Source organism: Nocardia sp. SSK8, from assembly GCF_037034205.1.
GTDB lineage: Bacteria > Actinomycetota > Actinomycetes > Mycobacteriales > Mycobacteriaceae > Nocardia.
On sequence record NZ_JBAGKD010000006.1, the window covers coordinates 287,939 to 310,093 of the forward strand.

A 22,155-nucleotide genomic window follows, 5' to 3' on the forward strand; every position below is an offset into this window, starting at 1 on the left:
TCTGATTATGTGAGCGTCGATGTGTGAAACATCACTGTGTTAGATGTCAGCGGCGACATCCGTACCGGGTCTCCCGGGCCGGGGTCGACGCGCCAGCTGTGAGGTAGGTGCGCGATGAAGGCGACCAGGATCGGTGGGCCCGGCGTGATGAGCGGGCTCGCCCCGGCGGCCCCGGTCAAGACCGGCGGCAAGCAGCCCGCCCAGGGCATCATCGTGAACTCCGGCCGGACCAGCACGTCCTCGCGGGTGCTGATGGGCGCCTGCCTCGGCGTCGTCGGACCGCTGCTGCGCACCGTCCCGATCAACCGGGCGACCGTGCCGATCGGCGCCGTCGCGGTGGACCTGCTGGCGCGGCTGCGGCCCGAACCGCAGGGCATCGAGCGCGAGCAGATCCAGCTCGACGGCTTCAAGATGGAGATGGTCCGCCCGGCGGGCGGCTCGCGGGCGCTGCGGCACGGCGCGATGCTGTACCTGCACGGTGGCGGCTTCGCGGTCTGCGGCCTGCAGACCCACCGCGCGATCGTGGCCGGGCTGGCGCGGCGCACCGGACTGCCCGTGCTCAATGTCGAGTACCGGCAGCTGCCCGGCAACTCCGTCGACGGCTCCATCGACGACTGCGTGCTGGCCTATCGCTGGCTGCTGCGCCACGGCGCCGATCCGGCGCGCATCGTCATCGCCGGTGACTCGGCGGGCGGGTTCCTGACCTTCGCGACCGCGATCCGCGCCCGCGAGATCGGTCTGCCGCTGCCCGCCGGGCTGGTCGGCCTGAGCCCGCTGCTGGATCTGGACTACCGGGCCAAGCGCGGCTACGTCAATGTCGAGCGCGACGCCTACATCTCGCTGTCCGCGCTGGAGGCGGTGGTGCACCTGGGCGCCGAGCAGGAGGGACCGCTGGATCCGGCGCTGTCGCCGGTCAACGCCGATCTCGCCGGGCTGCCGCCGGTGCTGCTCATCGCCGCCGAGGACGAGCTGCTGCGCTACGACTGCGAGCTCATGGCCCACCGGCTCAGCGCCGCTGGCGTGCCCAACACGCTCGAGCTGTGGCGCGGGCAGGTGCACGCGTTCATGTCCATCCTGCCGAGCATGCCGGAGAGCCGCTCGGCCCTGGGCCGGGTCGCGAAGTTCGTGCGCGCCGCGCTGGAACCGGCACAGCGCGCCCGCACGGCCTAGGCGACGCGAAAGCGGTCTCCGCCCATCCGGACGGAGACCGCTTCCTTACTGTCCTGTGGTGCCCAGGGCCTACTTCTTGGCCGGGGGAACGAAGGGCGAGTTGATGATGCCGAAGTAGTTGACGACCTCGACGACCGCGACCGGCGCGGTGATCAGGATGGTGCCGACGACACCGAGGAACGACGCGCCCGCGGCAGCACCGACGATGCAGCCGACGACCGGACCGGCACCCAGCAGGAAGGCGACCGGGGCCGAGGCGGCGGAGCCGAGCGCGGCGCCACCGATGCAGCCGATCAGGCCACCGAGCACGGTGGTGGTCAGGCCCGCGACGGTGGCGGCCAGGCCGATGTTGTCCTTCATACGCGAGTACGCGGCCTTCTCGCGCTCGTACTCGTTCTTGAACTCGGCCTGACCCTCGAACGGCAGGGCGACCGGCTTGTAGACGGCGTGCTGCTCGTCGAGCTGCGGGGTCAGGGTCACGGTGCGGTCGGCGACCTGCGCGGCGACCGGGAACTCGTGGTCGAAGATCTGGGTGGCGAGCGGGATGCCCGCCATCACGGTGCCGTCGTTCGCCTTGACCGTCAGCGTGCCGTTCTCGGCGACGAGCGAGCCGGAATCGACGGTGAGCTCGAGCGAACCGGCCGCCTCGTCGATCTTGTACGAGAGGTTGACGGGCAGCGGAGCGGCCTGGGCGGGCTCAGCGTGCGCGGTGCCGACGGAGACGCCAAGGGCCGCGATCAGCAGCGCCGAAGTCGCGGCGAATTTCCTCATCTGCATTGTGGTTGAACCTCGATGTTGGAGCGTTTCGGAGGGGACTCGATGATCAAAAGCCCCCGCAGCTAACGAGCGGTGAACCGGCCGTGACCGTTCATTCAAATTCCGTTCACCGCTGATACTCCGGCGCCGGTGCGCACCCGGAAACCTGAGTGTTGACCGGCCGTTTTCTCAGCAAAGCCGACGCGAAGTCTTAACCTAGCGCACTCCACTGTGACCGACGTCACGGCATAAAACTCTGGAGTCCGGCCGTGCGGCAACACTTTCCGTTGTTCGCCCAGGCCGTCCCCGGCGCGCGGGCGCGGCACGTATCGTTGGTCGGGTGCGAGTGCTCGTTACCGGCGGGGCCGGATTCATCGGTGCGAATTTCGTCCAGCAGACCGTGGCGACCCGCCCGGACGTGGCGGTGACCGTCCTGGACGCGCTCACCTACGCGGGCAATCGCGCCTCGCTCGACCCCGTGGCCGACCGCATCGAATTCGTGCACGGCGATATCGCCGATCTGGACCTGGTCGACAACCTGGTCAGCGGCGTCGACGCGGTGGTGCACTTCGCGGCCGAATCGCACAACGACAACTCGCTGGCCGAACCGTGGCCGTTCGTGCAGACCAATATCGTCGGCACCTATTCGCTGTTGCAGGCCGTGCGTCGCCACGACGTGCGCTACCACCACGTCTCCACCGACGAGGTCTACGGCGATCTCACCGCGGAGGACCCGGCCTTCACCGAGACCACCGCCTACAACCCGTCGAGCCCGTACTCGGCGACCAAGGCGGGCAGCGATCTGCTGGTGCGCGCCTGGGCCCGCTCGTTCGGCGTGCGCGCGACGCTGTCGAACTGCTCCAACAACTACGGCCCGTACCAGCACGTGGAGAAGTTCATCCCGCGCCAGATCACCAACCTCATCGACGGGGTGCGCCCGCGGCTCTACGGCGCCGGGCACCAGGTGCGCGACTGGATCCACGTCGACGACCACAACCGCGCGGTCTGGGACATCCTCGACCGCGGCCGCCTCGGCCGGACCTACCTCATCGGCGCCCAGGGCGAACTCGACAACCTGCGCGTGGTCCAGATGATCCTCGAGGCCTTCGGCCGCGCCCCCGACGACTTCGATCACGTGACGGATCGCCCCGGCCACGATCAGCGCTACGCCATCGACGCGAGCCTGCTGCGCACCGAACTGGGCTGGGCCCCGCGCTACGCCGACTTCCGCGCCGGGCTGGCCGACACCATCGCCTGGTACCGCGCCAACGAGGACTGGTGGCGTCCGGCCAAGGCCGTCACCGAGAGCGCCTACGCGGCAGCGGGCGAGCGCACGCTCTGACCCGCCGCCGGATCAGCCCCAGACGACGGTGTAGTACGTCGCGGCGGCGGCGATCAGGGCGAACACCGAGGCGCTGACGACGGTGATCGCGGTGCCCCTGGTCGGTGTCGTGCCCTGAGCGTCGGTGAGCCGCAACGGCACCCAGCGCGCCACCACGGCCAGCCCCATGATCGCCAGCGGCACGAAGTAGCGGCCCTGCACGCCGTCGATGATGTAGAAGTCCACCGGCGTGAACGACATGTACAGCGTCACGTAGATCATCGCGACACTGGCCAGCACGGTCAGCGCGACGATCAGGGTGCGGCGGAAGGTGGCCGTCACGATGCTCATCCGCTCGACGATGCCGAAGCTCACCGCGAAGGCGATCAGGCAGGCCAGCATCGAGACCGCGGGCACGTCCACATAGGCGAAGCCGAGCTCACCGAAGAACTGGTTGAACCAGCGGTGATCGCGCAGCGCGATGCTCTCCCCGAAGGTGTGTACGAATTGGATCGGATCGGTCAGCACGCCTTTGAGCTGGTCACCCGGGCGGACCTGGCCCCACTGGTGTGGCGGGCGCATCAGGCTCATGCCGTCACCGGTCGGCGCGGCGATCTTGGTCCAGGCCAGGAACAGCCCGGCACCAACCGCGGCGAAGACCCACGGCAGGAACCGGCGCTTGCCGGTGCAGCCCAGTCGCTCGGCGGGCACGACCACCACGAGCATGGCCAGCAGCACGTAGGTGGGCTTGCTCAGCGGCAGCGCGATGGTCGCCGCGAGCAGCGCGCCGGTCTCCACCGGGCGCAACCGGTCACCCACGAACAGGGCCTTGAGCAGCAGCGCCGAGGTCATGATGGCCAGAGCGTTGGTGAGCGTGTCGGCGGTGACGGTCCCGGCCTGGAACAGCGCGATCGGCAGCACCGCGACGGTGAACACCAGCCACTGGCTGCGCCGCTCGCGCAGCGCGTAGAGCCCGAAACCGACTACCGCGAGATAGGCGACCAGCCCGGCCAGGCGGGTCAGCAGGTACATCCCGCCCACGCTCAGGCCCAGCGCCTCACCGAGGCGGATGCCGATCGCGGCGGGCACGTACGGCACCGGCGAGTAGGCGGCGGTGTTGGTGAACCACATCTGCTTGGTGGCGTCGGAGATCGCGGCGTCACCGAGGCGGTCGTAGACGGCCGGGTCGGCCACCATGGCGCCGGGCTCTTCGGGGTTGTCGTTGTAGTCGCGGAAGGCGTAGTCCATCAGCGCGTCCACGCTGACCGGGATCTGGCCGCCGTAGGCGACGCCGCGATCGTCGGCGATGCGCTGCGGGAACACCCCGCCGTGCGCCACCTGGTACGCGCGGCCGAACTGGGTCAGCTCGTCGTGGCCCCAGAACGGTGGAGTGAGCACGGCGAACAGCGCGCCGAAGATGGTGGCCACGATCGTGAAGGCGACCGTGGCGGCGCCGAAGCGGTGGGTCAGCGCGCGGACCGGGGCCAGCGCGCGGTCCTTCTTCGACGGTGCGGCAGTGGGTTCTTTGTCGAGCTCGACGGTGGCGTCCGGCTCGGTGGAGGTGGTCACCGACGGTCTCCGATGGTGCTGTCATCGGTGGCGCCGACGGCCGAATAGCGCAGGTAGATCAGGCGCGCGGCCTCGTGCCGGGAGCGGCGGATGCCGTCGAGGATCAGGCCCGCGGTCCAGGCCAGGCTGCCCAGCAGCAGCAGCGTGAACCCGAGGAACAGCGTGGGGAACCGTGCCACCTCGTGGGTGTTGTAGAACTCGATCACGATCGGCACGGTGAGGATCACCGACAGCAGCCAGGCCAGCGTGCCGAACAGGCCGTAGAAGGCGACCGGGCGTTCGTGCCGGGCCAGGCCGAGGATCAGCGCGAGGATCTTGGTGCCGTCGCGGTAGGTGCGCAGCTTGGACTCGCTGCCCGCCGGGCGGTCCCGGAAACCCACCTGCACCGCGGTCTGCGGGACTCGCAGGTGCAGCGAGTGGACGGTCAGCTCGGTCTCGATCTCGAACTCGCGCGAGACCGCGGGGAAGCTCTTGACGAACCGGCGCGAGAACACCCGGAAGCCGCTGAGCATGTCCTCGACGTTCTCGCCGAACACCTTGCCCACCACGCCGTTGAGCACTTTGTTGCCGGTCTCGTGGCCGGAACGGTAGGCGCTGGCGTCGGTGTCGTCCTGCTTGCGCACGCCGAGTACGTGATCGTAGGGGCCCTCGAGCAGGGTCTTGATCATCAGCGGCGCGGCCGAGGCCTCGTAGGTATCGTCGCCGTCGATCATCAGGTAGACGTCGGCTTCGATATCGGCGAAGGCGCGGCGCACCACATTGCCCTTGCCCTTGGTGTTCTCGAACCGCACGATCGCCCCGGCCTCGCGGGCGCATTCGGCGGTGCGGTCGGTGCTCAGGTTGTCGTAGACGTAGACGACGATCCCCGGCACGGCGGCCTTGAGGTCGGTGACGACCTTGGCGACCGCGGCCTCCTCGTTGTGGCAGGGGACCACGGCGGCGATGCGAAGCTCGGTGGAATCCACCCGGGTCAATCCTCGTTTTGTAGGGAGCAATGGGTCATCGGGAGGGTACCGGATTCGCCTTCGAACGCACTCCCGGTGTTTACGGTCCCAGAAGGTGCTGTGTTTTTGGAGCGCTGGCGCGCTCGAGTCGCGGCCCCTGGGGGGCCGCCGGTCAGCGCTCGAGACTCGCCTTCGGCATGCGCTTCGAGCGCTGACCGGCGACCCGGCCGCGACCCGCCGCTGCGCGGCGGATCCCTCCTCGAGGTCGGGATGTGCGGGGTCGGTTAACGTCGGGGCGTGTCACATCCAGTTGAGTCGTCTGCTGCCTCGTTGTTGTCGAAGGTCGTGACGGGGCTGCGGCAGGGGGCGGCGTTTCTTGTCGTGGGGGCGGTCGGGTTCCTGGTCGACGCGGGTACTTACAACCTGCTGGTGTTCTGGGGTGGCGGGCTTTCCTTCTCCGAGGGTGTGCTCTATCACTTCCCGCTACCGGCCAAGATCATCGCGATCGTGGTGGCCACGGTGGTCACCTACTTCGGCAACAAGTGGTGGACGTTCTCGCACAAGAAGACCGACAACCCCGGCCGCGAATACCTTCTGTACTTTTTGTTCAACATCGTCGCGATCGGCCTGCAACTCGGCTGCCTCGGCTTTTCCCGCTATGTGCTGGATCTGTCGAGTCCGCTCTCGGACAATATCTCCGGCACCTTGATCGGCCAGATCGTCGCGGTCGTATTCCGCTATTGGGCCTACGACAAATTCGTCTTCACCGGCTCGGGGGCTACCGAGGAGCAACACGCGCGGGGCGCGGCAACCCCTCACTGACGACGCGACGGGGCCGGGCGATTGATATCCTCACCCCCGCCCGCCGCGTCACGCGTTTCTTTCCGTGACTACCTGCGTCGGCGCAGTCGATACCGAGAATTTCGAGGACTTCATGGAACAGTCGGCTACGGGAGCCGTGACCGAATCGAACGATCGGCGCGAGGCCGCGCCCGCCTCCCTGCGGGGTGAACACACCGCGCCCGAACGCCTGGTGCTGGCGCGCGGCATCTTCACCGGGCCCTCGGCCCGGGTCAGCGACGAGCTCTACGCCGTCGTCAAGGGGGGTGCCGCGGTGCGGGAGCGCCTGACGCTGCACCTGCCCAAGGGCGCCACCGCGCACACCAACACCTACTTCGGCCGCTTCGCCGCCAGCTACTGGCAGCGCTGGACCACCGTCACCGAGGTGCGGGTCGACGCGCGACTCACCGTCGGCAACAAGGCCAATGTGCGCCTGGTCGCCTCCGACATCGCGGGCCACCGCCGCATCATCGCCTCGCTGGTGGCCACCTCCAGCGGGTATGTCAGCCTGAGCGCCCCGCTGGACCAGTACGTCGACGGTGGCGCGCTGTGGCTGGAGTTCGACGCCATCGGCGGCACGCTCGACATCGCCGAGCTGGCCTGGACCGCCGCGGCGCCCGAGACGGTGCGCCCGGTCGCCATCGCCATCTGCACCTTCAACCGCGCCGAGGACTGCGCGCACACGGTGGCCGCGCTGGCCTCGGACCCGACCGTGCTGGCCGCCATCGACGCGGTCTACGTGGTCGACCAGGGCACCGACCTGGTCCAGGACCGCCCGCTGTTCCAGCAGGTCCGCCCCGACTTCGGCGACAAGCTGCGCTACCTGCGCCAGCCCAACCTGGGCGGCGCGGGCGGCTTCACCCGCGGCCTCTACGAGGTGTCGGCCGCCAACGATCACGCCGACGTGATCCTGATGGACGACGACATCCTCTGCGAGCCGGAGACCGTGCTGCGGTTGCAGGCCTTCGCCAACCTGACCGTGGAACCGACCCTGGTCGGCGCGCAGATGCTGTTCCTGCTCAACCCCGACTACCTCAATGTCGGCGCGGAGGAGGTGCACCTGCACGAGCTCAAGCACGGCCAGAAGGTGCCCAAGGCGCTGCGCAACACCTCCATGCTCAAGAAGAACCAGGAGCGCCGCGTCGACGCGGGCTACAACGCCTGGTGGACCTGCCTGATCCCGGCCGAGGTCGTACGCAAGATCGGCCTGCCGGTGCCGATCTTCTTCCAGTGGGACGACGTGGAGTACGGCATCCGGGCCCGCGAACACGGGTTCGTCACCGTCACCCTGCCCAACGCGGCCGTCTGGCACGCCGACTTCTACTGGAAGGACTACGACGACTGGGCGCGCTACTTCTCCACCCGTAACTCGCTCATCGTCGGCGCCCTGCACACCGATCTCGACGGCAAGGCGATCACCAGGGAGTTCTTCCGCTACATCGCCGAGCACCTGGTCGGCATGCAGTACGGCCTGGTGCACACCACCCTGCAGGGCATCGAGGACTTCATGAAGGGCCCGAAGGTGCTGCGCGACGGCGGCATCGACGCCCTCGCCGCCGCCCGCACCTCGCGCGGCGACTACCCGGAGACCATCAAGCACCCCGCCGCCACCCCGCCGGTGAACTCCGCCGACATCCAGGTGCGCCGGGCCAGCGGTGAGCCAAGCCGGGTCACCCTGGTGCTGATCAAGCGCGCCATCGGGCAGTGGACCGGGCGCACCCAGCACGGCCTGATCGGTGTCACCCGCGAGGACGCGCACTGGTGGCATGTCGGCCTGTTCGACCATGTGGTCGTCACCGACGCCTCCCAGTCCGGTGTCCGCGTGCGCCGCCGCGACAAGGCCCGCGCCCGCGCCCTGCTCATTCGCACCTACCGCACGCTGCGCAAACTCCGCAAGGAACTGCCCGCGCTGCAGGCCGAATACCGCGCCGCCGTCCCGGAACTCACCAGCCGTGAGAACTGGGCCCGCCTCTACGGGATCGACCCGAGCTGATTCGGTGAGCTATTCCGTCCGTCCCGCCTCCGCTCTCGACGCGGAGGCGGCCACCGGACTCCTGGCCGAACTGCACGCGCATTTCGATGTCGACCGCCCGGCCGACCTCCTGCGCCGCACCCGTCGACTGCTCGACTCCGACCAGCGGCATCCGGCACCGCTGCTGCTCGTCGACGGGGTCACCCCGGTCGGCTTCGCGACCTACGACCTGTCCGTCCCGAGCACGTGGTGGGCGGGCAGCCTGCGGATCTCGGAATTCCTGGTGACCGCCTCGGCCCGTGGCACCGGCGGGGGCACTGTCCTGCTGGCCGAACTGCACGAGATCGCGCGCACGGCCGGGGTCGGGCTGCGCGAACCGGATCAGGCCGGGCCCGAGGTGTTCACGACCGAGGAGCGCTACATCGGCTCCCATGTCATCAACTTCGCCTACGAGCGGCGTCGCGCGGAGCACTGGACCGCGCTGCGTGCCGACGCGGCCGAGAACGGCTGGCCCGCACCGCGACTCGACGACCGCTGGCACACCGAACTCCACGACGACCCCGAACCCGGCCACCTCTACGCCGAGGGCGAGGTGCCGTTCCTGCTGCTGCCCGACGGCCGGGTCGTCACGGCCCGATTCCGGACGATCCACGTCGAGGAGTACCTCGGCCACGGCCCGGAGAACCGCTGGACACTCGCGCTGGACGGTCACGAGCTGCGCGTGCACGGGACACTGCGGATCGACCACAGCTGGTCACGGGCGGAGAACCGGCCAGCCCTGGCGGTGCCCGGGGACGACGGCCGTCTGATGGTGAACTACGCCTACTACGACAGCAACCACTTCGGTTCCGACTCGGGCACCATCGACTACCTCGTCGACCTCGACACGAGCACCGTGACGCGGCGCGAGCACCTCACCTTCGAACCGGACTAGCCGCGACGGCGGCGAGGTGCTCGCGGTGGTCAGCGGCGGCCGCGTTCGCGGTACCGCTGACGGTGCTGCTTGGTGATATCGCGCCAGACGCGTTCGCGTTCGGCGGCCAGGCGCTTGTCGGTGCGCGCGGCCATCCACTCGTTCTCCCTGGCCAGCTTGCGGTAGCTGGTCAGACGGCGTTGCGTGAGGGTGCCGTCGGCGAGCGCGGCGGTGACCGCGCAGCCGGGTTCGGTCTCGTGGGCGCAGTCGGTGAAACGGCACTCCTCGGCGAGGGATTCGATATCGCTGAAGGTCTTGCCGATGCCCTCGGCCGCGTCGTAGAGGCCGACGCCGCGCAGGCCGGGAGTATCGATGAGGGTGCCGCCGCCGGGCAGCGGGCGCAGTTCCCGGTGCACGGTGGTGTGTCTGCCCTTGCCGTCCACCGCGCGAACCGCGTTGGTGGCGAACACCTCCGCGCCGAGCAGCGCGTTGGCGAGGGTGGACTTGCCCGCGCCGGACGGGCCGATCAGGGCGACCGTTCCGTCCAGCAGGGCGCCGAGCACATCGAGCCCGACCTCGGCGGTCGCGCTCACCGCCAGCACGGTCGCCCCGGGCGCGACGGCCCGGACCTCGTCGAGCGGAACACGCTCCGCCGCATCGGCTTTGGTGAGCACTACCAGCGGCTGGGCAGCGCTGTCCCAGGCCAGTGCCAGCATGCGCTCGATCCGGCCCAGGTCGACGTCACCGTCGGCGGCGGTACAGATCAGCACGGTGTCGACATTGGTGGCCAGCACCTGCGCCACCGACCGCCCGGACACCGAGGAGCGCATGATCGCCGAACGGCGTGGAAGCAGCCGCCGTACCGTCTGTTCGGCGTCGAGGGCGACCCAGTCGCCGGTGCACAGGCCGGTGATGTCGCGCGGACAGGCGGCCCTGGCCGGGCCGGTGGGTGTCACCACATCGCATTCGCTGCGATCCATCCGCACGATGCGCGCGGGCGTCAGATCGCCGAGCAGGGGGAGATATCCGGAAGCTACGGCTTCGGTCCAGCCGTAAGGGACGAGCAGGTCGTAGTCGACCATGAGGGGGAGTCCTTCGTCGGGGCCGAGCCCGACGACGGGCTCAGCGAGAAGAGTTCGAGGGGATGTCCACGGCGGTACGCACGGCGCACCCGGGCACGGCAATCCTCACCACGGACATCCACCTCCTCTTCGATCGCTGGTTCCCTCACTCTGCCCCACAGCGGAAACCCCGGCAACCTATTTTCCGGGGAGCCGACTACGGGACGAAGACCTCGGCGGTCTGGGGAAGGTTGGGCTTGTCGGTACGGACGGTGAGCGAGACCCGGCCGGGGCCGGTGTGCACGACCACGTCCTGGATCGGGTAGGTGCTGGTGTTGCCTGCCGGGATGAAGCGGGTCAGCGAGCCGGTGGCACCGTTGTCCAGGTTCGTCCAGTCGACGATCAGGTTCACATCGCAGGCCAGCAGGGTGGGCGCCCAGTTGCCGAGCGGGGAGAAACCCTGCGAGACGATCAGCGCGATGCTGTGCGTGGCGCCGGGTGCCACGCTCGGGGAGATGAGCGGCCCGTCGAACGCGGTGCCCTGGACGTTCAGGAGGCCGACGCAGACCCCGTTGCCCAAGGTCGCCACCGGCGCGGTGCGCACCTCGTTCATGGCGCAGCTGCGCGGGCCCACATTGGACCAGCCGAGCTGGCAGGGGTCCTCGGCGTGCGCGGTACCCGGCGCGGCCAGGCACAGCGCGGCCCCGGTGAGCACGGTGGCGGCGGCGGACGCGAAACCCTTAGTGAAAGTCACGTTTCGAATCGTAGGACGAAGGGACCGTCATACCTAGTAGCGATGACCCCCGATTTCTGGGGGCTGGCCGGACTCTTACTCCTGGAAGGCTTTCGCGCGACAAGCGATTCACAAGATTTCGCCAGTGGCGGCCGCGCAGCATGATCCTGTCGAACAAACCCACGGAGGGGGAACATCATGAAGACAGCAATCGCCGCCACGCTGATCGCCGCGATCGGCTGGTTCGGAGCCGGCGTGGCCTCGGCGGTGCCGGTCGGCGGGACCGCTCTCGCCGTCGCGGGCCCGCAGGGCGGAGGCGGCCAATCGGGCAAGTCCGAATGCGGTACCGACCGGCCGTGTGGAGCCTCCGGCCCAACTCAGTCCGGGCAGGACCAGATCGGTAACGGGGCTGGTCGTGGGTCGGGGCCCAGCCGGTAGAGCGTCGGCTTTCGAGCCGGGCTCAGTCGGGCTTGCCGAACTGTTCGTTGCGGCCCAGCGAGCGCAGCCGGAACCATTCCTTGAGACCGGCCGGGTCGCGGCGGGTCACCAGGAAGAACCAGGAGAAGCGGATCCACTCCTGCGGCAGCAGCTTGCGCATGCCGGGCTGGGCCATCAGGTAGCCACGGTTGCGGTAGGTGAAGTAGCGCTTGACCGGGTCGTCCGGGTACTGGGTGTGCATCCGCCCGCCCAGGATCGGCTTGAACTCCTCGGCGCCGTTGGGGTGCAGGTAGGCGGTCTGCAAGCAGGTGCCGAACGGCAGCCCGGAGCGCACCAGGCGGCGATGCACCTCGACCTCGTCGCCGCGCACGAACAGGCGCAGATCGGGCACGCCGATCAGGTCGACGGCCTTGGCCGAGATCAGCGCGCCGTTGAACAGCGAGGCGATGCCGGGCAGGAAATCCTCGTCGCCGAGCTCCGAGCGCAGCCGCCGCCACACCACGCCGCGCCGCAGCGGGAAGGCCAGCCGGTCGGGTTCGTCGATATCGCAGACCACCGGCGAGACCTCGACCAGATTGTGCCTGCGGGCGCAGTCGATCAGGGTGGCCAGCACCTCGGGACCGTCGGGGCGGCCGTCGTCGTCGGCCAGCCACACCCAGTCCGCGCCCAGGGTGAGCGCGTGCAGCATGCCGAGCGCGAAGCCGCCCGCGCCGCCGAGATTGTGCCGCGAGCCCAGGTAGGTGGCCTCGATCGGCTGCTGGGCGACCAGCTCGGCCACCGCGTCCTCATTGGCGTTGTCGACCACGATCAGGTGGTCGACCGGGCGCGACTGCGAGGCCAGCACCTTCAGCGACTCGGCCAGCAGCTCGCGGCGCTTGTGCGTGACGACCACCGCGACGATCCGCGCGGTGGGGCCGGTATCGGTGGTCAGGTCGGCCGGTTCCGCCCCCGGCGGCAGGTCGGCGTCGTCGGGCAATACCGCGGCGGGCTCGACGGGCGCCGCCGTGGCCTCCAGCCGGTCGGTCATGCTGAACCCGCCCGGAACACTCGGCTGTTGACCACTCATGCCTTGGTTTGCTCCAGTTCGTTCTCTGTCTCCAGCTCACGCAGCACCTGTGCCACATGATTACCCGCCTCGGGGCCCTCGTACGCTCGCACAACTTCTTCGATCCCGCCGTGCAAGCGGATCTGCCCGTGGTCGACCCACATGGCGGTATCGCAGAGCTGGGCCAGGAACTCGTTGGAGTGGCTGGCGAAGACCAGGATGCCCGAGCGCGCCACCAGCGATTGCAGCCGCGTGCGCGCCTTCTTCATGAACTCCGCGTCGACCGCGCCGATGCCCTCGTCGAGCAGCAGGATCTCCGGGTCGATGGAGGTCACCACGCCCATCGCCAGGCGCACGCGCATGCCGGTGGAGTAGGTGCGCAGCGGCATCGACAGGTACTCGCCGAGCTCGGTGAAATCGGCGATCTCGTCGATCTTGGCCAGCATCTGCTTGCGGGTCTGCCCGAGGAACAGGCCGCGGATGATGATGTTCTCGTAGCCGGAGATCTCCGGGTCCATGCCGACGCCGAGGTCGAAGACCGGGGCCACCCGGCCGCGGATGCGCGCGCTGCCGCGCGAGGGCTCGTAGATGCCCGACAGCAGCCGCAGCAGCGTCGACTTGCCCGCGCCGTTGTGGCCGACCAGGCCGACCCGGTCGCCTTCCTGCAACGACATGGTGATGTCACGCAGCGCCTCGACCACGACCACATCGGAGTTGTTGCGCCCGATCGCGCCACCCGCCTTGCCGAGGAACGCCTTCTTCAGCGACCGCGACTTGGCGTCGAAGATGGGGAACTCGACCCACGCCTGCTGGGTTTCGATACTCACACGGCTCATCGCCAGATTGCTCCTAAACCCAGTACGGGACGCGGGCACGGTACTGCTTCATCGCCAGGATGGCGACGATCCAGCCGACCACGGTGATCGCGCCGACAATGGCCCAGTGCCGCCATTCCGACGGTTCGCCGAGCAGCGGCGCGCGCACGATCTCGAGGTAGTGGAAGGTGGGCACGATCTCGATCAGCTTGGCCCGGTCGCTCATCCCGCCGACCGAGTCCTCCAGCGCCTTGGTCGACCACATGACCGGGGTCAGCACGAACAGCATGAGCGTCATCGAGCCCAGGATCGGGGCGATGTCGCGGTAGCGGGTGGAGAAGATGCCGAACACGATCGACACCCACATGGCATTGAGGAACAGCAGCACGATCGCGGGGATCACCAGCAGCACCGAGGCGTCCAGATCCCGCCAGAGCGAGAACGCCAGCAGCAGCACCGCGTAGATCGCGGCATTGTGGATGAAGAACAGGAATTGCCGCCAGACCAGGCGATACACGTGCACGCTCAGCGCCGAGGGCAGCTGCTTGATCAGGCCCTCGTTGGCGATGAACACATCGGAGCCTTCGAGGATCGACGCGCTGATGACGTTCCACACGATCAGGCCGACGGTCACATACGGCAGGTACTCGCTGATCGGCTGGTTCAGCAGCGTCGAATACAGCAGGCCCATGGCCAGCGCCTGCAGGCCGGTCGCGATGGTGATCCAGAACGGGCCGAGCACCGAGCGGCGGTAGCGCTGCTTGATGTCCTGCCAGCCCAGCGACAGCCACAGCTCGCGCTGACCGAAGCCGTCGCGCATGTCCTTGAAGGCCCGCTTGAAGGTCTGCGAGTCCGACATCATCGGCGTCGTCACCAGCAGCGGCGCGTCCGCGGTGGCCTCGGCCGCGGCGGCGTCGGCCACCTCGGTCTCGGTCACCGGGGAGTTGTCGTCAGAATGCACGGGGCTCTCTTCGGGACGAGCGGAAGCGGCGGGCACGGCTCCCGACCTTACAGGGTTGGACCTGGGCCGGTACCCGGGTGTGCGGAGGTGGACCCGGCGTATCCGTGCATTTCACGCGGGCAGACTCGAGATATCGATCGAGCGGCGACGAATTGCACGATTACGCCAGGTCTCCTACAGGTACTGCCCGCCCCCGACATGCCCCGTGGCCTTCGGATCGCCCGCGTGCATCCCCGGCGGCAATGCCCCCTGACGCATCTGCTCGAGCTGGGCCCGCGCGGCCATCTGCTGGGCGAACAGCGCGGTCTGGATGCCGTGGAACAGGCCCTCCAGCCAGCCAACCAGCTGGGCCTGGGCGATCCGCAGCTCGGCGTCGGAGGGCACCGACTCGTCGGTGAAGGGCAGGGTCAGCCGTTCCAGTTCCTCGCGCAGCTCGGGGGCAAGGCCCTGCTCGAGCTCGCGCACCGAGGACTTGTGGATCTCCTTGAGTCGCGAGCGGGAGGCGTCGTCGAGCGGAGCCGCGCGCACCTCCTCGAGCAGCTGCTTGATCATGGTGCCGATGCGCATCACCTTGGCGGGCTGCTCGACCATGTCAGCCAGCGATTCCTCGGGTGCTTCCTCGGCGGGCTTCTCGTCGTCGGCGACGACCTGCCCGGTGAAGGCGGCCGCACCGTCGGAGTCGGCGGGCACCGTGACCGGACGCCCGTCCGGGCCGATCACGACGATGGATTCGGGGACATCCTCCGAGTGCGTCATGTCCCCATCATGGCGTGTGTGTCGGGTTCGCGCTAAAACCCCCACGCGGTTACATCGCGGCGCCCGCTGCCCTTAAAGTGGCCACCATGACTTATGACGTCGCGAGGGTTCGGGGCCTGATACCGTCCCTGGGCGACGGCTGGATCCATCTGGACCCGCAGGCGGGGATGCTGGTTCCCGATTCGGTATCTCGTGCCGTCTCAACGGGTTTCCGTACTTCCTCGTTCTCTCATATCGGCCGCCACGGCGCGGCCACCCGCAGCGGCGCGATCCTCGACGCCGCCCGCGAGGCGGTCGCCGACCTGGTCGGTGGAGATCCGGCCGGCGTCGTGCTCGGGCCCGATCGGGCGGTGCTGCTGGCCTGGCTGGCGGAGTCGCTGAGTTCCCGCCTCGGCCTCGGCACCGGCATCGTGCTCTCCCGCCTGGACGACGAGGCCAATGTCGCGCCCTGGCTGCGCATCGCCAACCGCTACGGCGCGCACGTGCGCTGGGCCGAGGTGGAGATCGAGACCTGCGAGATGCCCTCGTGGCAGTTCGAGGAACTGATCGGCCCCACCGCGCGCTTGGTCGCGCTCACCGCCGCGTCCCCGATCGTGGGTTCGGCGCCCGCGGTGCGGGTGGCCGCCGACCGGGTGCACGATGTGGGCGGCCTGCTGGTCGCCGACGCCTTCGGTGCCGCGCCCTACGCGCTGATCGATATCGACGAACTCAACGCCGACGTGGTCGCCCTGAGCGCGCCGTCCTGGGGTGGCCCGCAGGTGGGCGCGCTGGTCTTCCGCGACCCGGCCTTCCTCGACCGCATCCCGTCGATGTCGCTCAATCCCTATGCCAAGGGTGCTGAACGCCTCGAGGTCGGCGGGCATCAGTACGCGCTGCTGGCCGGGCTCACCGAGTCGGTCGACTTCCTGGCCGGGCTCGACGACCGCGCCACCGGCACCCGCCGGGAACGGCTCGAGGTCTCGATCACCTCGCTGCAGGACTACCACGATCAGCTCTTCGACCACCTCATGCAGGTGCTGGAGAAGGTCGACGATCTCACCGTGATCGGCCGCGCCTCCACCCGCATCCCGACGGTCAGCTTCACCATGGCCGGGATGCAGGCGGAGAAGGTGGCCGCCAAGCTGGCCGACGCCCGGATCGGCACGGTCAGCGGTGTGCACGGCGGCAGCAGGCTGCTCGACGCGCTTGGGGTCAACGACGAGGGCGGCGCCGTCACCATCGGCCTGGCGCCCTACACCACCCGCTACGAGATCGACCAGCTCGGCCGCGCGCTGAGCGCGCTCGAATAATCACCGCCCTGCCGCCCAGAACCCACTCTCGGCGAGGTCGAGACGTGAGCGTTGAGCCGCGACGGCGAGTTACTCGCGCACGCGCAGCACCACCTTGCCGAAGGTGCCCGAATCGTCCAGCAGCTCGTGGGCGCGGGCGGCCTCGGTGATCGGCAGTTCCGCACTGATCACCGGCACCACCTCGCCCGCCGCGACCAGCGGCCACAGGTCGGCCCGCACTGCCGCGACCACCTCGGCCTTGCTGCCCGCGCCCACCCGCGGCCTGCCGCGCAGATTGGTCGCGTGCACGGTGCCCCACTTGCGTAGCAGCACACCGAGATCGAGCTCCCCGGTGACCCCGCCCTGCATGCCGATCACCACCAGCTGCCCGTGCGGGGCCAGCGCCTCGACATTGCGCCGCAGATAGGCCGCGCCCATATTGTCCAGGATCACGTCGGCTCCCGCGCCGCCACCGGGGGCGGGCTGGGCCGCCAGCTCGGCGACGAAATCCTGGGTCCGGTAGTTGATCAGCAGGTCGGCGCCGAGCTCGGCGCAGCGCGCCAGCTTCTCGTCCGACCCCGCCGTCACCGCGACGCGGGCGCCCAGCCGCCGGGCCACCTGGATGGCGTGCGTCCCGATCCCGCCACCACCCCCGTGGACCAGCACCAGCTGCCCGGCCCGCAGCCCGGCGGTGAGCACGAGGTTCGACCACACCGTGGCCGCCACCTCGGGCAGCCCCGCGGCGGCCATCGGATCGAGCCCGTCGGGAATCGGCAGCAGCTGGGTCGCGGGCACCGCCACCAGCTCGGCGTACCCCCCGCCGCTGAGCAGCGCGCACACCCGATCACCCACCTGCCAGTCGCGCACCCCTTCGCCGAGCTGCACGATGGTCCCCGAACACTCCAGCCCCGGCACCGCACTGGCGTCGGCGGGCGGGTGATAGAACCCCCGCCGCTGCAACACATCGGCCCGGTTCACCCCCGCCGCGAGCACCTCGACCAGCACCTCACCGGGCCCCGGCTCCGGGTCCACGGTCACCGTCCACTCCATCACCTCGGGCCCACCGAACCCGTTCAACTCGATTGCGCGCATAGCTGGATCCTTCCCCGCCGAAGCCCGTCCCGCGAGCAGCGCCGCCGAACGCCCCGAAACCCGTTTGCGGGGATCGGCTACGATTTCCGACCAGGGAGACGTGGCAGAGCGGCCGAATGCACTCGCCTTGAAAGCGAGCGTGGCGTAAAAACCACCGGGGGTTCAAATCCCTCCGTCTCCGCCAAGGTCCGCCGGATTCCCGGTGAGCCCGTCGAAGACCCGCCGGTAGTACGTGGTGAAGAAGCGGCGGCCGATGATCCGCATCATCAGCAGGCCGAACATCGCCGAGCCGTTCTTCGCGGTGTTGTCCCAGACTCCGTGCACCAGGCTGCCGCCGCCCGGCTCGGCGGTCGCCGTCACCGTGTGCAGGCTCCCGGTCACGAGGTAGGGACTGTCGGTGACGGTCATGTGGACGGTCCCTGGCGTGGACCAGTCGTAGCGCCAGGTGGCGTAGATCTTCGGGAAGTTCTGCCCTTCCTTGACGACCGCCTCGGTGTCACCGACGGAAAAGACCTGGTACATGCCCGCCGAGAGAGCGGGCCAGCGCTGCGGCCGGGTGGCCGAGAAGTCGGTCAGCACCTCGACGATCTGGTCCGGCGTCGCGGTGGTCCGCAGGTCGAATTCGAACGACGTTCGCACCGGTCCTCCTCGCTAGGGCTCGTCCCAGGCCTGGATGGAGGTCTGGTCGACGATGCGGCCGTCGCGCAGGTCGGCCATCGAGTGGACCAGGACCCGGGTGCCGTCGGGGTAGCGGCACGATTCCACGAAGGCGATGTGGTCGCCGTCGGTCAGCAGGCTTTCCAGTCGGTGGGTCATCTCGCGGGCGCACACGTCGTCGAACATCGCGCCGATGGCGTCGCGGCCGTGCAGGACCCTGGGGTGGCTGGGCTGGTCGTGGTGGTCGACCATGCGGATCTCGGCGTCCTCGCCGTAGAGCGTGAGCAGGGTGGTCGCGTCGCGACCCTCGATCCCGCGCCGCAGCGCGTCGGCATCGAATCCCGGAGTAGATGCGGTGCTCATCTGAGGTCTCCTCGCTAGTCGTCAGCGAGCCGGACCACGCCGATTCGGCCCGTTGACCAGCACATTACGCCCGCTTCGCCGTCCAGGGAATGGCCGGGGCCGGGTGGGGACCCCGGGGTCAGGCGTCGGCGCGCTTGACGAAGTTCGGTCGCACGTCCAGGTCCGGTTCGTCGTAGTAGCGGTGGAAGGTGGGCGTCAGGCCCGAGGAGGTGGGCGGGTTGATCCAGCTCCAGTCGGTGGGGCAGCGGCGGCCCGCGGCGGCCTCGCGCTCGGCGTGGTCGCAGAACTGCTTGGCCACGGTGTGATGGTCGACCAGGTGCACCCCGGCGGCCCGGAAGCTGTGCAGCACGGCGTGATTGAGCTCGATGAGCGCCTTGTCGCGCCACAGTGTTCGCACCGAGGAGGTGTCCAGGCCCATCATGTCGGCGATGAGCGGGAGCATGTTGTAGCGGTCGGTATCGCTGAGATTGCGCGCGCCGATCTCGGTGCCGACGTACCAGCCGTTGAACGGGGCGAACGGGTAGGTGATACCGCCGATGTCGAGGTCCATGTTCGAGACCGCGGGCAGCGCATGCCATTTCAGGCCGAGCGAGCCGAACCAGGGGTAATCGGGGTGCGCGAGGTCGACCTCGCGGACGAGTTCGCGCGGCACCTCGAAGTACCGCACCTCCGCGTCGGGCGCGCTGATCAGCACCGGCAGCACGTCGAACGGAGTGCGCTCGCCGCGCCAGCCGAGCGCCTGCGCCTGTTCGGTGGCCGCGATATTGGCCGGGTCGCCGGTGACGGTGCCGTCCCCGTTGCGGTACCCCGCGTAGCGGATCAATTGCGTGCTGACGATGCGGAATTCACGCCGCCCCGGCACCCGCTGCGGGCCGACGGTAACCATCGATTGGATCGCACCGCCATTGGTCGCCAGCCGCAGATGTTCCCAGCAGACACCGGCGAGTTCGTCGGCCGAAGTGACCTGCCGCGCGTCCAGGAGTTTCAGTGAGCGCCAATGTTTGCGGCCGACGCAGCGAGCGTGATTTCGCCAGGCCAATTTCGCACCGATCAGTATTTCCTCGGCGGTCTGGCGATAGGTTCCGGTTTCCCGCAATTCCGCCAGCGCGCTCAGGCGGCGCTGGGCGGGCAGGTGGCCCAGTTCGGGGTAGCGGAAGAATTCGTCGCAGTCGCGTAGCCTGCGCTCCAGGTCGACATCCGGTTCGGTGAAAGCTGTTGGTGCGGTGACAGTTTCGCAGACGAGCGGGCGTGAGCGTTGGTTCACGGGACATCTCCGGTCGGACAGGGGGCGGGGCCGTGCGGACGGAACCAGGCCGCGCGACGAAGCCCGCCGGAAACCCCTCCACCCGGCCGATGCGCCTCCCGGCGGCCGCTTCGCCGCCGGTGCCCGAATTCGCTGTGCGCCAGCCTATTGCCGGTGTGCTGGCGGTGTGCTCGAATTCGCCGTAATCACACCGTGACTGGCTGTCAAGGCCGGATGACCGTGTCCTGAACTAACGGAATCGCGCGGCATTCTCCGGCGCCGTGGCGAAGGCGAGGAACAGCTCGTTCTCGCGCGGATCACCGATTGTCACGCGCACGCCGTCCCCGGCGAACGGGCGCACCAGCACCCCGGCCGCAGCGCTCGCCTCGGCGAAGTCCAGGCTGCGCTCGCCCAGCGGCAGCCAGACGAAGTTGGCCTCGCTCGGCGGCACCTCGTAGCCGGCGGCCAGCAGCGCCGCGCGCACCTCGTGGCGCTGGGCCACCAGCACGTCGGTGCGGTCGAGCAGCTCGCCGCGCGCCTCCAGCGAGGCGATGGCCGCGGCCTGGGCGAGCTTGTTCACGCTGAACGGGATGTGCACCTTGAGCAGCGCGGTGATCACCTCGGGATCGCCCACCGCGTAGCCCACCCGCAGCCCGGCCAGGCCGTAGGCCTTGGAGAAGGTGCGCAGCACCACCACGTTGGGGCGGGTGCGCGCGATCTCGATGCCGTCGGGGTGGTCCTCCGGCGTCAGCCGCAGGTATTCGTAGTAGGCCTCGTCGAGCACCACCAGCACGTGCGCGGGCACCCGGTCCAGGAACCGTTCCAGCGCGGCGCGCCCGTGCGCGGTGCCGGTGGGGTTGTTGGGGTTGCAGACGAAGATCAGCTTGGTGCGCTCGGTGACCGCCGCGGCCATCGCGTCCAGATCGTGCAGATGTCCCTCGGCCAGCGGCACCGGCACCGCGGTGGCATTGCCCACCTGGGTGACGATCGGATACGCCTCGAACGAGCGCCAGGCGAAGACCACCTCGTCGGTCGGCGCGTCGCAGGTGATCTGCACCAGCTCCTGGCACAGCGCCACGCTGCCGCAGCCGACGGCCACGTTGGCCACGGTCACGTCGAGGAAGTCCGCCAGCGCGGCCCGCAGCTCGGTGACTTGGTTGTCCGGATAGCGATTGGCCTGCTCGGCGGCCTCCGCGATGGCCTTGGCAGCGCTCGGCAGCGGCCCGAAGGTCGTCTCGTTGGACGCGAGCTTCACCGCGTCGGGGTGGTTACGGCCGGGAACGTAGGCCGGGATGGTGGCGAGATCGGGCCGGATATGCGCTGACACACCTCCACCCTACGATGAGCGGCCGAATCGACGCGCGGCGCGGCGGCGCAGCCCTACCCAAGTCCAGTTCCGCCGCCTACGCTGGGTTTATGCCGGGCACTTACGACGACGTCGCCCCCCTACGGCCGGTGCGGGCCACCGGCGAGGCGGGCGGTGTGGACACGGTGGAATCCGCGACGCGCACCGCGGTGCCGATCACGGTGGTCGAACCCGAGCGGGTGGCCCGCGGCGGCATCGTCGTCCTGCACGAATCGCGCGAGTTCCCGCCCCAGCTGCTCGAGCTGATGCGTTCGCTGGCCTTCGAGGGCTGGATCGTCGTCGCCCCGCACCTGTTCGACCGCATCGCCGACGACGATGTCCACGACGTCTTCGGCGAGGAACTCTTCGGTGATTTCGACGCCGGTTTCGATTGGCTCACCGGCCGCGGCGTCTTCCCCGACACCATCGGCGTGCTCGGCTTCGACACCGCGGGCACCGCCGCCTTCCTCGTCGCCGCCACCCGCCCCATCGGCGCCGCGGTGAGCGTGGCCGCCCCCGGCATCACCGACCCGCTGCCCGGCCAGGACGCCGCCCTCGTCGCGGTGGCCCCCCGCTTGCAGGCCCCCTGGCTCGGCCTCTTCGGCGCCGACGATCCCGCCACCCCACCCACCGCCGTCGACCAGCTCCGCGACGCCACCGCCCGCGCCGATGTGGCCAGTCTCACCATCACCTATCCCGGCCTGAGTCACCGCGTCGACCGCCCCGACCCCGACGACGATGCCGCCACCGAGATCCGCGTCGACTCCCAGACCCGTATCTACGACTGGTTCGACAGCAATTTACGCTGATTGACCAGGCGTTTTGGACTACTTCACCGGCTCGTGTAATCTTCATTCCCGGCGGTTCGAGAAGAACCGGTGCCCTCGAAAGAG

Annotated in this window: 21 protein-coding genes and 1 tRNA gene; 8 read left to right on the forward strand and 14 right to left on the reverse strand. The window is 69.2% G+C overall.

Translation table 11 applies throughout. The features are described 5' to 3' along the window. The first annotated feature begins 114 nt into the window (after positions 1–114). Entirely contained in the window at positions 115–1,170 is a 1,056-nt protein-coding gene (locus WA675_RS14450; protein WP_336084807.1) for an alpha/beta hydrolase, read from the forward strand. Positions 1,171–1,239: 69 nt separating this feature from the next. Here WA675_RS14450 and WA675_RS14455 read toward each other — a convergent pair whose 3' ends face one another. Continuing rightward, the gene (locus tag WA675_RS14455; RefSeq protein ID WP_336084808.1) at positions 1,240–1,947 is read right to left on the reverse strand and encodes a hypothetical protein; all 708 of its coding nucleotides are present in this window, start codon (positions 1,945–1,947) and stop codon (positions 1,240–1,242) included. Between the two features lie 319 nt (positions 1,948–2,266). On the opposite strand from WA675_RS14455, the gene rfbB reads away from it, so the two are divergent. Then, entirely contained in the window at positions 2,267–3,268 is a 1,002-nt protein-coding gene (gene rfbB, locus WA675_RS14460; protein WP_336084809.1) for a dTDP-glucose 4,6-dehydratase, read from the forward strand. A gap of 12 nt (positions 3,269–3,280) precedes the next feature. Here the strand turns inward: rfbB and WA675_RS14465 are convergent, their stop codons facing one another. Together WA675_RS14465 and WA675_RS14470 are read right to left on the reverse strand one after the other, a co-directional pair. After that, on the reverse strand, positions 3,281–4,816 hold the full coding sequence (locus tag WA675_RS14465) for a DUF2142 domain-containing protein (RefSeq protein WP_336084810.1): 1,536 nt from the start codon (positions 4,814–4,816) through the stop codon (positions 3,281–3,283). Beyond that, on the reverse strand, positions 4,813–5,781 hold the full coding sequence (locus tag WA675_RS14470; RefSeq protein ID WP_336084811.1) for a glycosyltransferase: 969 nt from the start codon (positions 5,779–5,781) through the stop codon (positions 4,813–4,815). Before WA675_RS14470 ends, WA675_RS14465 begins: the two co-directional genes overlap by 4 nt. 276 nt (positions 5,782–6,057) lie before the next feature. On the opposite strand from WA675_RS14470, the gene WA675_RS14475 reads away from it, so the two are divergent. The 3 genes from WA675_RS14475 to WA675_RS14485 all read left to right on the forward strand — a co-directional run bounded on the left by WA675_RS14475 (position 6,058) and on the right by WA675_RS14485 (position 9,506). Continuing rightward, complete coding sequence (locus WA675_RS14475) at positions 6,058–6,582, forward strand: GtrA family protein (protein ID WP_336084812.1); 525 nt, start codon at positions 6,058–6,060, stop codon at positions 6,580–6,582. Positions 6,583–6,694: 112 nt separating this feature from the next. Further along, entirely contained in the window at positions 6,695–8,593 is a 1,899-nt protein-coding gene (locus WA675_RS14480) for a glycosyltransferase (protein ID WP_336084813.1), read from the forward strand. 4 nt (positions 8,594–8,597) lie between these two features. Next, positions 8,598–9,506: a GNAT family N-acetyltransferase gene (locus WA675_RS14485; protein WP_336084814.1), complete on the forward strand. Its 909-nt coding sequence runs from the start codon at positions 8,598–8,600 to the stop codon at positions 9,504–9,506. A 29-nt stretch (positions 9,507–9,535) separates the two neighbouring features. On the opposite strand, the gene rsgA is transcribed toward WA675_RS14485, so the two are convergent. The 6 genes from rsgA to WA675_RS14515 form a co-directional block, all read right to left on the reverse strand. Continuing rightward, entirely contained in the window at positions 9,536–10,567 is a 1,032-nt protein-coding gene (gene rsgA, locus WA675_RS14490) for a ribosome small subunit-dependent GTPase A (protein WP_336084815.1), read from the reverse strand. 196 nt (positions 10,568–10,763) lie between these two features. Next, the gene (locus WA675_RS14495; RefSeq protein WP_336084816.1) at positions 10,764–11,300 is read right to left on the reverse strand and encodes a hypothetical protein; all 537 of its coding nucleotides are present in this window, start codon (positions 11,298–11,300) and stop codon (positions 10,764–10,766) included. 439 nt (positions 11,301–11,739) lie between these two features. Next, a complete protein-coding gene (gene glfT1, locus WA675_RS14500) occupies positions 11,740–12,744 on the reverse strand; it encodes a galactofuranosyltransferase GlfT1 (RefSeq protein ID WP_336084817.1) in 1,005 nt (334 codons plus the stop codon). 35 nt (positions 12,745–12,779) lie between these two features. After that, positions 12,780–13,598 carry a galactan export ABC transporter ATP-binding subunit Wzt/RfbE gene (gene wzt / locus WA675_RS14505; protein WP_336084818.1) on the reverse strand — a complete coding sequence of 273 codons (819 nt, stop codon included), beginning with the start codon at positions 13,596–13,598 and terminating at the stop codon, positions 12,780–12,782. A 13-nt stretch (positions 13,599–13,611) separates the two neighbouring features. Then, positions 13,612–14,439 (reverse strand): galactan export ABC transporter permease subunit Wzm/RfbD, encoded by an 828-nt coding sequence (gene wzm, locus WA675_RS14510; protein ID WP_336084967.1) that lies wholly within the window; start codon positions 14,437–14,439, stop codon positions 13,612–13,614. 273 nt (positions 14,440–14,712) lie between these two features. Continuing rightward, the gene (locus WA675_RS14515) at positions 14,713–15,294 is read right to left on the reverse strand and encodes a bacterial proteasome activator family protein (RefSeq protein ID WP_336084819.1); all 582 of its coding nucleotides are present in this window, start codon (positions 15,292–15,294) and stop codon (positions 14,713–14,715) included. Between the two features lie 86 nt (positions 15,295–15,380). On the opposite strand from WA675_RS14515, the gene WA675_RS14520 reads away from it, so the two are divergent. Further along, positions 15,381–16,583 carry a cysteine desulfurase-like protein gene (locus WA675_RS14520; protein WP_336084820.1) on the forward strand — a complete coding sequence of 401 codons (1,203 nt, stop codon included), beginning with the start codon at positions 15,381–15,383 and terminating at the stop codon, positions 16,581–16,583. A 69-nt stretch (positions 16,584–16,652) separates the two neighbouring features. Here the strand turns inward: WA675_RS14520 and WA675_RS14525 are convergent, their stop codons facing one another. After that, on the reverse strand, positions 16,653–17,654 hold the full coding sequence (locus tag WA675_RS14525) for an NAD(P)H-quinone oxidoreductase (RefSeq protein ID WP_336084821.1): 1,002 nt from the start codon (positions 17,652–17,654) through the stop codon (positions 16,653–16,655). Between the two features lie 94 nt (positions 17,655–17,748). Here WA675_RS14525 and WA675_RS14530 point away from each other — a divergent pair. Beyond that, positions 17,749–17,838 (forward strand) — tRNA-Ser (locus WA675_RS14530). Here the strand turns inward: WA675_RS14530 and WA675_RS14535 are convergent. From WA675_RS14535 to hisC, 4 genes are all read right to left on the reverse strand, one after another. Continuing rightward, positions 17,817–18,293, reverse strand: a complete 477-nt coding sequence (locus WA675_RS14535; protein ID WP_336084823.1) for a hypothetical protein — start codon at positions 18,291–18,293, stop codon at positions 17,817–17,819. The two genes, WA675_RS14530 and WA675_RS14535, sit on opposite strands and share 22 nt — an antisense overlap. A 12-nt stretch (positions 18,294–18,305) precedes the next feature. Continuing rightward, entirely contained in the window at positions 18,306–18,674 is a 369-nt protein-coding gene (locus WA675_RS14540) for a nuclear transport factor 2 family protein (RefSeq protein WP_336084824.1), read from the reverse strand. 118 nt (positions 18,675–18,792) lie between these two features. Further along, entirely contained in the window at positions 18,793–19,863 is a 1,071-nt protein-coding gene (locus WA675_RS14545) for a nitric oxide synthase oxygenase (protein WP_336084969.1), read from the reverse strand. Positions 19,864–20,167: 304 nt separating this feature from the next. Next, positions 20,168–21,244: a histidinol-phosphate transaminase gene (gene hisC / locus WA675_RS14550; protein WP_336084825.1), complete on the reverse strand. Its 1,077-nt coding sequence runs from the start codon at positions 21,242–21,244 to the stop codon at positions 20,168–20,170. Between the two features lie 89 nt (positions 21,245–21,333). Here hisC and WA675_RS14555 point away from each other — a divergent pair, with 89 nt between their 5' ends. Beyond that, positions 21,334–22,071, forward strand: coding sequence for a dienelactone hydrolase family protein (locus WA675_RS14555; protein WP_336084826.1), 738 nt, complete (start codon positions 21,334–21,336; stop codon positions 22,069–22,071). Positions 22,072–22,155: the final 84 nt, after the last annotated feature.

What these genes read in the sequence shown, in the direction of transcription:
- WA675_RS14450 (WP_336084807.1), top strand. Translation starts at nt 115, where the DNA reads ATGAAGGCGACCAGGATCGGTGGGCCCGGCGTGATGAGCGGGCTCGCC.
- WA675_RS14515 (WP_336084819.1), bottom strand. Translation starts at nt 15,294, where the DNA reads ATGACGCACTCGGAGGATGTCCCCGAATCCATCGTCGTGATCGGCCCG.
- WA675_RS14525 (WP_336084821.1), bottom strand. Translation starts at nt 17,654, where the DNA reads ATGCGCGCAATCGAGTTGAACGGGTTCGGTGGGCCCGAGGTGATGGAG.
- wzm (WP_336084967.1), bottom strand. Translation starts at nt 14,439, where the DNA reads ATGATGTCGGACTCGCAGACCTTCAAGCGGGCCTTCAAGGACATGCGC.
- WA675_RS14455 (WP_336084808.1), bottom strand. Translation starts at nt 1,947, where the DNA reads ATGCAGATGAGGAAATTCGCCGCGACTTCGGCGCTGCTGATCGCGGCC.
- WA675_RS14555 (WP_336084826.1), top strand. Translation starts at nt 21,334, where the DNA reads ATGCCGGGCACTTACGACGACGTCGCCCCCCTACGGCCGGTGCGGGCC.
- WA675_RS14540 (WP_336084824.1), bottom strand. Translation starts at nt 18,674, where the DNA reads ATGAGCACCGCATCTACTCCGGGATTCGATGCCGACGCGCTGCGGCGC.
- WA675_RS14480 (WP_336084813.1), top strand. Translation starts at nt 6,695, where the DNA reads ATGGAACAGTCGGCTACGGGAGCCGTGACCGAATCGAACGATCGGCGC.
- wzt (WP_336084818.1), bottom strand. Translation starts at nt 13,598, where the DNA reads ATGAGCCGTGTGAGTATCGAAACCCAGCAGGCGTGGGTCGAGTTCCCC.
- glfT1 (WP_336084817.1), bottom strand. Translation starts at nt 12,744, where the DNA reads ATGACCGACCGGCTGGAGGCCACGGCGGCGCCCGTCGAGCCCGCCGCG.
- WA675_RS14520 (WP_336084820.1), top strand. Translation starts at nt 15,381, where the DNA reads ATGACTTATGACGTCGCGAGGGTTCGGGGCCTGATACCGTCCCTGGGC.
- rsgA (WP_336084815.1), bottom strand. Translation starts at nt 10,567, where the DNA reads ATGGTCGACTACGACCTGCTCGTCCCTTACGGCTGGACCGAAGCCGTA.